Source organism: Mycoplasma miroungigenitalium (assembly GCF_013008635.1).
GTDB classification, from domain to species: domain Bacteria; phylum Bacillota_I; class Bacilli_A; order Mycoplasmatales; family Metamycoplasmataceae; genus Mycoplasmopsis; species Mycoplasmopsis miroungigenitalium.
On the sequence record NZ_CP053096.1, the window covers coordinates 128,940 to 144,047 of the forward strand.

The window sequence follows — 15,108 nt, forward strand, 5'->3', positions numbered from 1 at the left end:
TTAAAAATAGAAAACAAACAATATTGTAAGAGCATACAATCATTAATTTCTACTCAAAAAAGTTTCTACCGAGAATTCTTTGAAAAAATAATACTAACTTCGGAGCCTAGTTTTCACGATAAAATTCAAGCATTCATCCGTGAAATTAATCCTAATAATCACAACGATACAAATTATTGTTTGTTAGAATTTATGTTTTATACTTATCTTGGACATAATTATGATCTCATTTCCTCATTGCTTGAAGAATATTTAACATTTATTAAAAATATTAATATAGATAAAAAACCAGATGAACTAACTAATGAATTTGAATCTTTCAAAAAACATTTAGTGAAAAGATTGACGATATTATTAATAAATTTAACAAATTAAACCTATAGTGATTAATCATTTTTCGATTTGCTAATTCAATTGTAAAATGAGTATAAAAATAGCAACCATTCAGCGGTTACTATTTTTTTAATCTAGATTATTTTTATTTTTTCTTTTATGATGTATAGAAGCAATAGAACTTAGAACTATTATAACAACATCTATAATCGGCAATACAACAAATGGTATATTCAAATATCTATTTACTTCATCGTTATTTATATACTTGCTAAATAATCCATTCAAGAAAATACTTACGATGATGCCCCCTGCCACGACAATAAATAGCAATACAATTGGAGCTAAAATGAAACTCTTTTGAAATATTGAAAATAAAGCCATAATGAATACTGTTATAGTTCATACAATAAGCAATACAGATAAAATCGCACCACAAGCTACTCCAAAATAGTAAATCATAACTTTGCTTGAATCCATACCGCTATTCATTGGTTCCTGTAATCAATCGTATAATCTTTTAATATTAGAGATAAAACCAGCCATAAACCATTTAATAGATACAAAATACAAGTTAACATTCTCTGAATTTGTTCAGTTAAAATAATTACCTTTATTAATGTCAACAATTTCTTTTAACTGCATAATAAATAAGAAAACCATTAGCAGTAACATAACAACTGAAAAGTAAATTATTTTACTTAATTTTAAGTTTTTCACACTACCTCCGTGTTTAAGAATTTGTTAATTTCTTTAATTCTTTACCATAATTATAAATTCTTTTTTCATATTCTTCAGTATTAAATGGAGGTTTTGTTTGAGTTTGCACTCACAAAACAACCAAATAATTTACTAAAATCTTATGACGCAATAGATGAATATAATTGTAATCGCCATAAGCATTTAGAAATTTCGCTTCCAAATCACCCGTTAAATTACTTGCTTCAATAATATATGCCAATTCAAAATGTTTATCTCCCAAGGTCGAGTATTCTCAATCAACAAAGAATATTTTGTCTTCAATTTGAATCATATTAAAAGGTCATAAATCATTATGCAACGGAGTTGTTTTATCCATTTTAGATAATGTTAAATTAACACAACGATAATATTCTTCCAAAACAGGAACGCTTCTGTTTTTTTCTTTTAAAATTTTGCGATACTCTTTTACTCTTGCAGCATGGTTAGATTTGGGAAATTTTAATTTAGAATCATGAATTTGCTTTACTTGCCGTGCAATAAGCTCAATGTTTGAGAAATCAAGTATTGGTTGTTGTCCTTCAATGAATTCTCATTTGATGATATCACTCTTATTTTGAATAAGTCTGGGAACAAAATTAAATTTACTTAATATGTGGTAATCAATTTTATGGTTAAATCCATTAAATTGTTTTTCTTGAACAAATTCATCGCCAATTCGATATGAAATGTTAGTGTGACCAGTTGTAATTTCTGTTTTCATAATTCTCCTTAAAATGGAATTTATTGTATTTTTTACATTTTAATATAAAATTTAATACATATATTATAAGGAGAGCAAATAATGGACAAAACAAAAATTAGAAATTTTTCAATTATTGCCCACATCGACCATGGCAAAAGCACTTTAGCTGATAGAATTCTTGAACTCACTCAAACTGTAAGTCAACGTGAATTAGAAGAACAAATTTTAGACACAATGGACTTAGAAAGAGAAAGAGGAATTACAATTAAGTTAAATGCAGTACAAATAAAGTATAAAGATTACATTTTTCATCTTATCGACACGCCAGGCCATGTCGATTTTACCTATGAAGTCTCACGTTCTTTAGCTGCTACTGAAGGTGCGCTATTAATTGTTGATGCAACACAAGGTATCGAAGCTCAAACATTAGCAAATGTCTATTTAGCTCTTGAAAACAACCTAACAATTATTCCAATAATAAACAAAATTGACTTACCTTCTGCAGACATTGAAAGAACAAAAGCAGAGATAGAAAGAGTAATCGGACTACCCACTGATAATGCAGTTTGTATATCTGCTAAAACCGGATTGAACTGTGAGCAAGTACTTGAAGCTATTGAAAAATACATACCTGCGCCCGCTGAAGCCGACGATTCAAAACCTCTAAAAGCACTAATTTTTGACTCATATTTTGATGAATATCGCGGAGTTGTAATGTTAGTCAGAATTGTGCAAGGTAAATTAAGACGTAATGACAAAATTAAATTTATGTCCTCTGGTCGTATCAATCAAGTTTCTGAATTAGGGGTAAAATCACCTCGTGAAGTTAAAAAGGAATATTTAGAAGCTGGTGAAGTTGGGTGAGTTGCAGCCACAATTAGAGATGCAAGAGATGTCCGCGTTGGAGATACTATAACTCTAGAAGAAAATCCAGCAGAAAAACCGTTACCAGGTTACAAAAAGAAACAACCAGTAGTTTTTACTGGATTTTACCCAGTTGACACACGTGATTACATGGAGTTAAAAGAAAGTTTAGAGAAAATTGCGTTGAGCGATAGTTCTATTTCTTGAGAACAAGAAACTTCACGTGCATTAGGTTTTGGATTCAGAGTGGGTTTTCTTGGTATGTTGCATATGGAAATACTTCAAGAACGCCTGAATCGTGAATACCATATTGGCGTTATCGCTACATCTCCATCTGTTGAATATAAAGTTTACCGAACTGATGGAACATTAGAAATGGTCTCTAACCCAGCCTTTCTCCCTGATCGAACCTTCATAGACAGAATTGAAGAACCATATATTTATTCAACAATTATCGTTCCTGATAACTATATCGGTAACGTTATGGAGCTATGTCAAGGTAAAAGAGGGATCTATCGCGATATGGAATCACTAGATGGTAACAGAAGTAAAATAACTTATGAAATGCCGTTAGCTGAAATTGTTGTTGACTTTTTTGACCGTTTAAAAAGTTCAACAAAAGGTTATGCCTCATTTGAATATGATTTATTTGGTTATAAAGAAACCGATTTAGTAAAAGTTGATATTTTATTAAACGGCGATAAAATTGACGCCTTTACAGTCATCACGCACCGGGATAACGCATATTCAAGAGCTAGAGATCTTTGTCAAAAACTTAAAGAAGCTATTCCTAGACAAAACTTTGAAGTCCCGGTCCAAGCAGCTATTGGCGGAAAAATTATTGCGAGAGAGACTATAAAAGCATATCGTAAAGATGTCACCGCTAAACTTTATGGTGGAGACGTTACTCGTCGTCAAAAACTACTAAAAAAACAAAAAGAAGGTAAAAAACGTATGAAAATGCTTGGTTCTGTTGAAGTCCCTCAAGAAGCATTTCTTAAAATATTGAAAACAAATATCGATAATTAATGGACTAAACACTCCATTTTTTATTAGCCTTCTAATTTCCCAATAATAATTAAGATATAATTTAATTTACTAATTAAGGAGTTAAACATGATACCAACGCAAACAATAGACCAACCTCTCGATGAATACAAATCATACGAAAATAAACACAAAGAAAATGTCGAAAATTTCTTTAAAGAATTAACTGAAAAATCAAACATAGATGTGAACGCTAATCGTTCAACATCAGACAAAATTTACAAAAAAGATGAATTAATAAACAAATGAAAAAATAAACTAAGCAAATTAAGAGTAGGAACAGCATTTAATATATTATTCATCGTTTTGGCCTGTTCTTTGCCAGTGTGAACAATAATTTACTTAGTACACAAAGGTACGGAAAATATTGAAATTTCGACCCAAACAATATTAATTTCCACAGCATTATTTGTATTATCAATTTTAGCTATTGTTGGCTTAAGCGTAATACAGGCATTAGTAATAAATAAACGAATCAAATCAGCCGAAAAAATAAAAAATAAATTTGAGACTGAAAGAGAAGAACTTGTTGACGAAGCATACAGACAACTAAATCCGTTATTAAACATCATCAGACCAGGTTATAAAATTAAAATATTCAAAAACACTATGCCAATTTTAGAAATGGATCGTCATTTGAATATTGGGAGATTACGCTCCTTGGCACAAAATTATGATTTTAAAGGTGATACAAATCATAATCAAATGCACGAACGAATACAATCAGGAACAATTTATGGCAACCCTTTTATTATTTCGTCAAGATTATTACATGAAATGGGTACCAAAACGTACACTGGAACTCTATTTATTACTTGAACTGAATATTCTTATGATTCAAATGGTAAACGTGTAGCTGTAGCATGTAGTGAGACATTAGTTGCAAGAGTAGTAAAACCTTTCCCAGAGTATTGACATAAGACTTATATTTATATCGGGTCGCAAGCCGCTCCAGACTTATATTTCACAAGAAACTCAAATAATATAAATAACGAATCAGATTCACAAATAGATAAATACGTAAAAAAATACGATAAGATACTGAAAAAAATGATGAAAGATAATCCTCAGTTTACTGCGTTGGCCAATACTGAATTTGAAGCGTGCTTTGGCGCCACTGATAGAAATCACGAACAACAATTTAGATTGTTATTTACTCCTCTTGCTCAGCAAAATATTGTCAAGTTGTTAACTGATAAAAAATATGGTTATGGCGATGATATGTTTTATGGAAAATATGGAAAGTTAAACCTATTCCAATTTGACCATTTAACCGGCGAAGTTTTAGATGAAAATGTATCTATATTTCGCATGTTTGACTATGACAAAATTAAAGAGTTGTTTTATAAAGTCAACCATGAATACTTTAAAACACTGTATTTTGCTTTTGCTCCGTATTTTTCAATCCCAATTTTCCAACAAACAAAAGCAATCGAATACATATATAATGATAAAAAAGAATATGATCTTAATGAATATGAATATGAGCATCAAATTTCTTATTTACCAAGAATGGTTTTTGATCACCATGATACTCAGACCCAATCAATTTTAAAGACTAGTTTTATTTCAAATAATGGAGAAGACACAGAACAGGTGAGAGTGAAATCAAGTAGTTTTAAAATCAAGCAAAGAGTCGATTATGTATCTGTCAGAGGGGGTGATGGCCACCATCACATGGTGCCAGTGCCTTGAGATGAATACATACCAATTTCTAAAGAAACAGATATTCTAATTAAAAAAATTCAAAACTATCCGATTGATATTGATGATTACAAAAAAGAAATTTCTGATTCGTTATCTAGCGGTTCAATGGGTATCGATACTAATATAGATGATAAAGATTTATTTCTATCGTACGGTTCTATTATCAAAATATTAAATTAAATATATAATTTAATCACCAAAAAGGAGGACATATGTCAAATCAACTAGACGAAATGGAAGGACCTTTTCTTGAAGAAGGTCACGATGTTAATGTAATTAACAAGAGATTACCTATCAAAACAGGTGCCGGTTCAATAATATTCGAAATTATGTTATGAGTGTTAGCAATCATCCCAGGGCTTATATTCTTGTTTATCAAAATTAAAGCCAAAAACTATTTAGCACAAGTTGAACAAAAAATTCAACACAATGCTTCACAAATCGATAACTTTTTAGAACAAAGAGTTATCATTATGACCAACATCGCTTCGATTGTTTCAAAATCAATCGATCTAGATAAAGATGTTATGAAATCAGTGGCTTTATACCGTTCGGGTATGAAACCAACTGAAGAAAATAGATCAAATTTTGCAAGTTCAATTGACCAAACAATCGGCGCAATTAACGTTCAACTTGAAAATTATCCTGAATTACAAGCACACGGTGCTTTAAGAGATGCATTGCAACAAAACTCATACTTACAAAAAGAAATTACTGCCGCTAGAGAAATCTACAATGACTCAGTATATCAATGAAACAGAGCAGTAAATGAATGACCTGCAAAAATGATTGTTGCATCAAGAAATAACTATACAACGAGAATTCCTTTCATCGCTAGTGCTCAAACTAAAGCCGATGCTAGAAAAGATTTCTTCGCTTAATTCATTCAAAGAAAAATGAGCAATTAAATTTTGCTCATTTTTTATTTTATTTTACAAATGCTCTATTTCAGACATTATTTTGCCAACCCCACCATTTTTATAATCGTGATCCGAAACAAAATCAGCAATGCTTTTAATTTCATCCATCGAATTAGCAACAGCCATTAAATACCCAATTTCGGGTTTGGCTGTTACATCATTTCCTGAATCCCCGATGTGCATGGCAGTTTTAATATCTAGCCCTAATAATTCACAAATGTACTGTGCTGCCTTCCCTTTGGTTGCTAATTTGTGAGTAATCTCAATAGAATAACCTTTTGAAACGAGATGAAAACTTAATGATGGATATTCACTTCTTCATTTTTCGAGTTGTAAAACCATTTCATCCTTTTCAAGCCCAAATACTAAATACTTAAATACCTCATCTTCGTATGGAATTTTGTCATAATTTAATCTAGGGATTTGTGATGCTCATGAACGAATGAATAATGGGTTGTTATTACTCGAACAATATAAATATTCAGTATCATTAACAAAAATAAATAAGCCTAGTTTTTGAAATTCACTCATTATTTTTTGTTTGTCATCAGGGCTAATTGTAGCTTTTCAAATCGTTTTACCCTTATTGTCAATAATTTGAGCTCCGACTGAACATATAGTAAAAGGAGCATTAATTTTAGCCATTAGTTCTCTCAGAAACTTATTATTTTTTCTGCCGGTTGAAACAATAACAGGTTTATAACTATTTATTTTTTTGGCGACAGCGATATTAAAATCTGAGGCCGGATAATTTGCATCTGGCTGGTCAAAAAAAGTGCCGTCTAAGTCTAAAAAATAAGCGCTTGGATTAATATCTTTGTATATTTTCATTTAATTATTATAAACCATATTTTAATAATGATTTATAACTAGTTTAATGAGTGTTCTTATTTTTCCTAAAATACTGTAATATGTGTATTTATGAAAAAAAATATAATTCTATAACAAAACAAAGTGCGAAACTTTAAATTATGAATTTCTAACTATTTTAATTAAAAACGAAACTTTATAATTTGTCGTGGTAAAATTTAGCAACTTAATATTAACATAGATAGGAGAATAATATGAGCAATAAATATGATAAATATATTTCAAGTTATTTTCATAAAACAGAAAAAATAATCGAAAAATACAATCCGAATAACATTATTCGTATGCAATTTTTCCAACGTAAAGATAATGTTCTTTTGGGTGGTATGGATGAAGTACTAGAACTACTGAAAAATAACACGGATACGTCAAAATACACAATTAAATATCTCCCTGAAGGGTCTATAGTAAATAATCTTGAAATTGTACTTGAACTTGTCGGGAATTATCAACTTTTCGGTAAATATGAAGGTATGATAGATGGAATTTTAGCCCGCTCTTCAACAATTGCAACAAACATGCGAAATTGCGTATTAGCCGCAAAAGGTAAAGATGTAATATTTATGGGTGATCGTGCAGACCACTGAATGATGCAAGAAATTGATGGCAAGGCTGCGCTTCTAGCCGGCTGCGCTTCTATGTCAACAGATGCTCAAAACATTACAGGCTCACAAAGTGTATTCGGTTCGGTTCCTCATTGCTTAATTCAAAATTTTGCTGGCGATACCAGTGCTGCTATGAAAGCATATTCTGAAATGTTTCCTGAAGATAAAATTATTTCTTTGGTTGATTATCATAATAATGTTATACGTGAAGCACTTGATTCATATAAGACTATAGGAAAACACTTGTGAGGCGTAAGAATAGATACTTCAAAAAACATGAAGGACCATATGTTTGACAACGAACCTGACAATCAGGAATTTTATGGAGTTAACCCAGAACAAATCAAGAGATTAAGAGTTGCCCTAGACCAAGCTGGCGCTAAACACGTTAAGATTGTCGTATCAAGTGGTTTCAACCCTGAAAAAATCACTAAGTTCGAAGCAGAAAATGCACCAGTAGATGCTTACGGTGTTGGTCAAAGCATTTTTAAACCATATGCTTCATTTTCAGCTGATGCAACTATGCTAAACGACCATAGAGAGGCCAAAGAAGGTCGTGTATATAGAAATAATGATAAATTGATTGAATTCAAAGGACAAAATTAATGATTAATTATCCCAAAACACCAATTGTTTGACTTAGTATAATCGCCTTAAATTTTGCTTTATTAGTATTTGGTTACATTATCGGTTCATTTAATACAGCGATTATTTTAAGCAAAAAATTAAAAAACGACGATGTTAGAAATCACTTTTCACAAAATGCCGGTGCCACTAATTCATTAAGAACTTATGGCAAAAAATTTGCATTAATCGTTTTTATCATTGACTTTATGAAAGTTTTAATACCTACCTTAATTTTTGCAACACTTCAAAACCATCTTTTTTGCGATTTTTCAGCTGCATATTGAATGAGTCCTCAGTCAATTGGTTTAGGAGTAATTCTTGGTCACTGTTTCCCGATTTTCTTTAAATTCAAGGGAGGTAAAGGTGTTGCATGCTCTTCTGCATTCATCTTAAGCATTAATCCGGTTTTATGATTAATCGCCTTTGTCGTGTTTTTTGCAACGGTTATTATTTCCAAAAAAGTTTCATTAGGTTCGTTATTAACCGCTGGTATTATTGCTCCATTAGTTTTTATTCCGTGATTTAGTCAAGGAATAACAGGTTATTGATTTAATTTTATTAATTTATCGAACTGCATTTCTCCTCAATGTTTACAACCTTATTGATTTGTGTCTGCTGTATATTTCCTAATTGCTTCTATTTTAATTATTTGCCTTCACAGAAGCAATATAAAAAGACTTATCAGCGGTACTGAATCTCAACTTAAATTGAAAAAATAATCAACACTTAAACGCTTGTTAGTGTTGATTTTTATTTAATTTAGATAAAAAAGTTGTCTTGTGAAAAAATTATTATTTATTATCCCAAAGTGATAACTTTTTTTATTTTTATAAGCAAAAACTATTTTTATATTAAAATAGATACATATATTTAATAATAATATTTAATTAGGAGATAACAATGATTAACGTAAATACATTTAAAGGCGGAATTACATTTGAAGATGAAGGAGAAATCTTTGTCGTTATAGAGGCTCAACACTCAAAACAAGGACGTGGCCAAGCAAACGTTAAAGCAAAAGTCAAAAACTTAAGAACTGGAGCAATCACCATTAAATCTTATACTGGTGGAACAATGATTAAAAAGGCCCATATTGACAAACGTCCAATGAATTACCTATATTCAGACGGCGAAAACTTAATATTAATGGATAATGAAACATATGAACAAGTGGAAATTCCATTGAGTCACGTTGAATGAGAAATTAACTTTTTAAAAGAAGGATCTTCTGTAAAAATTAGAAAATTTGAAGAAGAAATTCTTGACATTGAACTAGAATCGTCAGTTACTTTAGAAGTAATTGAGGCGCCTGACGCTGTAAAAGGAAATACAACTACAAACCCACAAAAAAGAGTTAAAGTCGAAACAGGTTTTGAATTAGACACTCCAATGTTTATTAAACAAGGTGATTTTATTTCTATCTCAACAGAAACCGGTAAATACTTAGGTAAAGGAAATAAATAATGAATTTTATAACTGTTTCTTTAGGTTTAGGTCAGAGTTACTCTGTGTCAGAAGACACATTGCAACAACTAATTCAACAATGTGCTAACGATGTAAATTTTTTGAAATTAGATGGAACTCCAAGAATTGTATTCAATAAAGATTTCTCTAATGCTTCTTTTATTATCGACATTAAAATTAAAAGAAACAAAAATTTAGGCGAAATTATTGAACAATTTTCAAAAGAATTTCAAACTCGTTTTGAAAGTTTAATAGATATAAAACCACAAAATCTAAGAGTGTGTTTTACAGGTAATTACTAATTACAACCAACCGCTCTATGTGGTTGGCTTTATTTTTAGGGGGATTATGAAAAAAAGAAACAAAGTTGTATTGGGGATGTCTGGTGGTGTAGATTCTTCGGTTGCAGCAAAATTATTACTCGATAAAGGTTATGCAGTTGAAGGTTTATTTATGAGGAATTGAGATTCATTTGTAAATAATGATTTTTTGGGAAATGAAAATATTTCAAAAGATATATGCCCACAAGAACAAGATTTTCAGGATGCATTAAAAGTTGCCAATAAGCTTGGCATAAAACTGCATAGAGTCGATTTTGTTCGTGAATATTGGGATAATGTGTTTGAAAATTTTATTGAAGAATATAAAAAAGGACGTACGCCTAACCCGGATATATTATGTAACAAATTTATTAAATTTAAAGCTTTTGCAGACTATGCATTCAATGTACTTAATGCTAATTTTATTGCGATGGGACATTATGCAAAAGTTGAAAACGGACATTTATTTAGAGCCAAAGACAAAAATAAGGACCAAACATATTTTTTAGCTCAACTTACAAATCATCAACTATCAAAAGTGTTAATGCCACTAGCCGATTTTGAAAAATCGCAAATTCGCGAAATAGCAGCTAAACTCGGTTTAGCAACTGCCGACAAAAAAGATTCGACAGGGATATGTTTTATTGGGGAACGGAATTTCACTAAGTTCCTTCAAAACTATATACCAGCGCAACCTGGAAATATAGTTGAAATTAAAACTAATAAAATAGTTGGCAAACACGATGGTTGTTATTACTACACGCTAGGCCAACGTAAGGGTCTAAATCTTGGTGGAATGACCGAACCGCACTACGTATGCGGTCATAATGTTAAAGAAAATATTTTGTATGTGGCTCCAGCCAGTGACATTTCATATTTAGAATCAGATTCACTTTTAGCAAGCGGACTTACACTTAACAACGAAGAATACAATCCGTTAAATTTAACTGCTAAATTCAGATATAGACAACAAGATATTCCCGTAACTATTGAATTATTACCTAATAAAGAAATAAAAGTTTTTTACCCTTCCAAATCTCAAGCTGTTACTCCGGGCCAACAAGTCGTTATTTATGATGGCGATAAATGTTTAGGTGGAGCAACAATTGAAAAAATTTACTTAAATAATATTGAAAAAAACTACGTATAGGAGAAAATATGAACTCAAAAGAAATAAGACAAAAATGATTAAAATTCTTTGAATCAAAGGATCATTTAATTGTTGAAAGTAAAAGTTTAATACCTGTCAATGACCCTTCGCTTTTATGAATTAACTCAGGAGTAGCTACACTTAAAGATTATTTCAGTGGTAAAAAAATACCACCAAAAAAACGTTTAACAAACTCTCAAAAAGCAATCAGAACAAATGACATCGAGAATGTTGGCGTAACATCTAGACATCATACATTTTTTGAAATGTTAGGTAACTTCAGTATTGGAGATTATTTCAAAAAAGAAGCAATTGAATTCGCTTATGAATTTTTAACAAAAGAACTTAAATTATCTTTAGAAAATCTATATTTCACATATTTCGAAGAAGATTTAGAAACTAGAGATAAATGGCTTTCTCTTGGTATTAAACCGTCACACCTAATCAAAGGGACAAGAGATACTAACTTTTGAGATGTTGGATCTGGGCCTTGTGGGCCTTGTACCGAAATTTTCTATGACCGCGGACCAAAATATGACCAAAGAGGTATTGAATTGCTTCAACAAGACATTGAAAATGACAGATATATAGAAATTTGAAATGTTGTTTTTAGTCAATTCAATAACGAAGGCGACAATAAATATACTGAATTAGCACAGAAAAATATTGATACTGGTGCCGGTTTTGAGCGTATAGTTTCAATTATGCAAGATGCCCCTACAAACTATGATTCTGATTTATTTTTAAATATCATTCACGAAATAGAAAAATATACAGAATACCGTTATGATATAAACAACTATTTCACAAAAGAACCAGAACAACGCGAAATTAATACTTGTTTCAAAATAATTGCAGACCACATTAGAACAGTTGCAAACGCATTAGCTGATGGAGAAAGTGTTTCTAACGTTGGAAGAGGTTATATTATCAGAAGATTAATCAGAAGATCTATATATAAGGGAATGCAATTAGGTATCAAGGGAATATTTTTAAATAAATTGGTTCCTGTTGTACGAGAATCATTACCTTTTCTTTATGATGTAAATCCAGTAATGAAAGCGATTAAAGATGAAGAAGAAATTTTTGCTAAAACCATTGAAAATGGTAAGTTATTGTTGGAAAATTACATAGAAAAAGGAATAAAAATATTCGATGGCGCCATCGCTTTTAATTTATTAGAAACATATGGTTTCCCAATTGAATTAACCGTGGAAATACTGGCGAATAAAGGGATAACCGTTGATATGGATGCTTTTGCTAAAGCAAAAGAAAAACACTCTGAGGCGAGTCGTGGAAATAAATTAAGCGGTATGGAAAAAGCTATAAATTCTCTTTCTCTAATCAAGCAAAAAATATCTGAATTCGTAGGTTATGATTTTACTCAATACAAGTCTACTATTGTCGAATTATTAGATTCTGAAAATCGCATATCAGCAGCCGATGGTGTTTCATATGTTGTTTTAGATAAAACACCATTTTATGCTACTAGTGGTGGACAAAAGCACGATGAAGGATACATGCTACAAGATGGTAATAAAATTAAAATTATTGATGTATTCAAAGATAAATTTGGTAACCACATCCACGTTGTTGAAGGGAAAATAAATATTGCTCAACCACTAGAGTGTTTCGTAGATGAATACGTAAGATTAAACTGTGCCCGCAATCACTCGGCAACGCACCTAATGTTTTCAGTATTGAGAAAAGTATTGGGGCCTCAAATTAAACAATTAGGTTCTGATATTACTGAACAAAGATTTACATTTGACTTCCCGGGTGATAATAAACCAACCGACGAACAAATCTCGGAAATTGAAAATCAAATGAAGACAATCATTGACGAAGACATTAAAAGAGAATATATTATTTCAACAATTGAACAAGCTAAAAATTTACATGCAGTTATGACCATCGAAGAGGATCAATACATGGATCCTAAGTGTGTCAGAATTGTTAAATGAGGAGACGTCACAAGCGACTTATGTGGTGGGACTCACTTGTCACATTCTTCTATATTAGAAAACTTTAAGATTACAAATTGTGACAAAAAACAAGCCGGAGTTTATCGTTTTAGAGTAGTTACCTCCAATAAATTGGTTAACGAATGATTAAATGACCAAATCTCAGCAACAACCGAAGAATTAAACAATATTGTTGCTAAAATTAAAAATCTTGACCCAACATATGAATTATCGATACCAAACTCAAATAATCTTGATGATAATCTAAAACAACTAAAAATATGTATCGAACAAGCAAGAGAAGACTATAAACAAATTTCAAAATCGAAATCTAATATCGAATTCGATTTTGACTCAATTGAATTTGAAAACGTTAATGGTTCAAATATTTACTTCAATGAAAATATAGATTCTAGCCAAATTAAAATAATTGCGTCAACATTGCGTGAAAAATATCCGCAAAACCACATAATTCTTGCCTCTATTGGACCCGAACAAACATTATTAGCTATCGCATCAAAAACAAAAGATTCAAATAAAATATTTAAAAATGTAGCAAATAGACTTAATGGTCGGGGTGGTGGATCGGCAATTTTAGCCATGGGTAAAATTAATAATTCAAATAAATTAAAAGACATAATTTTAGAGGAATTTAATGCGTAAAATCGCTTTAGACCTAGGTACTAAAACTTGCGGATTTGCCATAACTGACTCTTCAGCAATTATCGCAACCAGTTTAGAGACTATTAGGTTTGACGAAAATAATTTCAATATCGTCATTGAGAAAATAAAGGAATTTCTCTTAAAATACGAAGATACTGATTCTATAATTGTTGGTTATCCATTAAGAAGTAATGGCGCTAAAAGTGAGCGAACAATTATGGTTGAAGAATTCGCCCTATCAATAAAATCTATTTTTAACCAAAATATCTTTTTAGTAAACGAATACGGAACAACAATCAAGGCTGAAAAAACATTGAAATCTGCAAAAATAAGCATTAAAAAACGAAAAGAAATCAAAGATTCATTATCAGCAGTAATTATATTGCAGGAATTTTTGGATTACGGAGGAAAGAGGTTGTAATGCCAGGAAAGAAAATAATGTTGCCTGATTGAGCAACTTGATTACTATTTTCTTCAATGATTATTGTTGCTATAGCCGGTGTAGGAACGTGATTTTGGTCAAGATGAAAAGTCAAAAAAATTCAAGCCCAACAATCTAACGAGGAAGAAAAACAACGTAAATTAGAGATTTTGCAAAAACGTGGCGACGATCTTGGAACCTTACCATACGATTTAAAAGATTTTTTTGGTTCACGTGTGCAAGATTGAGATTTAGAAAGCTGAATTAACACCATTTTTTTAAATGATTACAAAAATGTGCTGATAGTAAATAAAAACACAGAATACGAATTAGCTGTATTAATGTTGAAAACAAAGGCTAATATATTTGAAATTCAAAATAATATTAATATTAATTTATGGAATAAAGCAGTCTTAAATTTTCCACAATATTTTAACCGGAAATGCAAAATTAAAACAGAAGCTGAACTTCGCTGCATTTCGGTGAATTTAGTTTTAGCAAATAATAGTTTAATAGAGTCATTTGACCTATTCAATACATATTTCAATATGTTAGATAAAAATGGGATGTTAATTATTAGACTTGACAATAAAAAAGATAAAAGTTTTAAAAGTCTTTTGAAGAATTTAAAACAATCATTAATACCTTTTGAACTAACGACTGTAAATTCGAAATTCATCTATATAGTTAAAAAAAATAATTAAATTGA

14 protein-coding genes are annotated in these 15,108 nt (G+C 30.8%); 11 read left to right on the plus strand and 3 right to left on the minus strand.

Translation table 4 applies throughout. The features are described 5' to 3' along the window. Positions 1–462: 462 nt before the first annotated feature. Positions 463–1,053: a hypothetical protein gene (locus HLA87_RS00575; RefSeq protein WP_171110907.1), complete on the minus strand. Its 591-nt coding sequence runs from the start codon at positions 1,051–1,053 to the stop codon at positions 463–465. 13 nt (positions 1,054–1,066) lie between these two features. Beyond that, positions 1,067–1,795, minus strand: coding sequence for a phosphotransferase (locus tag HLA87_RS00580; RefSeq protein ID WP_171110909.1), 729 nt, complete (start codon positions 1,793–1,795; stop codon positions 1,067–1,069). A gap of 81 nt (positions 1,796–1,876) precedes the next feature. On the opposite strand from HLA87_RS00580, the gene lepA reads away from it, so the two are divergent. The 3 genes from lepA (at position 1,877) to HLA87_RS00595 (ending at position 6,276) form a co-directional block, all read left to right on the plus strand. Then, positions 1,877–3,670, plus strand: a complete 1,794-nt coding sequence (lepA, locus tag HLA87_RS00585; protein WP_171110912.1) for a translation elongation factor 4 — start codon at positions 1,877–1,879, stop codon at positions 3,668–3,670. 87 nt (positions 3,671–3,757) lie between these two features. Then, positions 3,758–5,575 (plus strand): MAG1210 family protein, encoded by a 1,818-nt coding sequence (locus HLA87_RS00590; RefSeq protein WP_171110913.1) that lies wholly within the window; start codon positions 3,758–3,760, stop codon positions 5,573–5,575. Between the two features lie 32 nt (positions 5,576–5,607). Next, positions 5,608–6,276 (plus strand): LemA family protein, encoded by a 669-nt coding sequence (locus tag HLA87_RS00595; protein ID WP_171110915.1) that lies wholly within the window; start codon positions 5,608–5,610, stop codon positions 6,274–6,276. 51 nt (positions 6,277–6,327) lie between these two features. Here HLA87_RS00595 and HLA87_RS00600 read toward each other — a convergent pair whose 3' ends face one another. Further along, positions 6,328–7,146 (minus strand): HAD hydrolase family protein, encoded by an 819-nt coding sequence (locus tag HLA87_RS00600; RefSeq protein WP_171110918.1) that lies wholly within the window; start codon positions 7,144–7,146, stop codon positions 6,328–6,330. A gap of 233 nt (positions 7,147–7,379) precedes the next feature. Between HLA87_RS00600 and HLA87_RS00605 the strand changes: the two genes are divergently transcribed. The 8 genes from HLA87_RS00605 (at position 7,380) to HLA87_RS00640 (ending at position 15,103) form a co-directional block, all read left to right on the plus strand. Continuing rightward, positions 7,380–8,396 carry a nicotinate phosphoribosyltransferase gene (locus HLA87_RS00605; protein ID WP_171110920.1) on the plus strand — a complete coding sequence of 339 codons (1,017 nt, stop codon included), beginning with the start codon at positions 7,380–7,382 and terminating at the stop codon, positions 8,394–8,396. Further along, on the plus strand, positions 8,396–9,136 hold the full coding sequence (gene plsY / locus HLA87_RS00610; protein ID WP_171110922.1) for a glycerol-3-phosphate 1-O-acyltransferase PlsY: 741 nt from the start codon (positions 8,396–8,398) through the stop codon (positions 9,134–9,136). Before HLA87_RS00605 ends, plsY begins: the two co-directional genes overlap by 1 nt. 181 nt (positions 9,137–9,317) lie before the next feature. Beyond that, on the plus strand, positions 9,318–9,881 hold the full coding sequence (efp, locus tag HLA87_RS00615; RefSeq protein ID WP_171110924.1) for an elongation factor P: 564 nt from the start codon (positions 9,318–9,320) through the stop codon (positions 9,879–9,881). Beyond that, a complete protein-coding gene (locus HLA87_RS00620; protein WP_171110926.1) occupies positions 9,881–10,183 on the plus strand; it encodes an MMB_0454 family protein in 303 nt (100 codons plus the stop codon). The genes efp and HLA87_RS00620 overlap by 1 nt, the downstream gene beginning before the upstream one ends. Positions 10,184–10,229: 46 nt before the next feature. Further along, on the plus strand, positions 10,230–11,351 hold the full coding sequence (gene mnmA, locus HLA87_RS00625; RefSeq protein WP_171110928.1) for a tRNA 2-thiouridine(34) synthase MnmA: 1,122 nt from the start codon (positions 10,230–10,232) through the stop codon (positions 11,349–11,351). Positions 11,352–11,359: 8 nt separating this feature from the next. Next, positions 11,360–13,978: an alanine--tRNA ligase gene (gene alaS, locus HLA87_RS00630; protein ID WP_171110930.1), complete on the plus strand. Its 2,619-nt coding sequence runs from the start codon at positions 11,360–11,362 to the stop codon at positions 13,976–13,978. Continuing rightward, positions 13,971–14,399, plus strand: coding sequence for a Holliday junction resolvase RuvX (ruvX, locus tag HLA87_RS00635; protein ID WP_171110932.1), 429 nt, complete (start codon positions 13,971–13,973; stop codon positions 14,397–14,399). The genes alaS and ruvX overlap by 8 nt, the downstream gene beginning before the upstream one ends. After that, positions 14,399–15,103 carry a BC85_0335 family putative methyltransferase gene (locus HLA87_RS00640; protein ID WP_171110934.1) on the plus strand — a complete coding sequence of 235 codons (705 nt, stop codon included), beginning with the start codon at positions 14,399–14,401 and terminating at the stop codon, positions 15,101–15,103. The genes ruvX and HLA87_RS00640 overlap by 1 nt, the downstream gene beginning before the upstream one ends. Positions 15,104–15,108 lie beyond the last annotated feature (5 nt).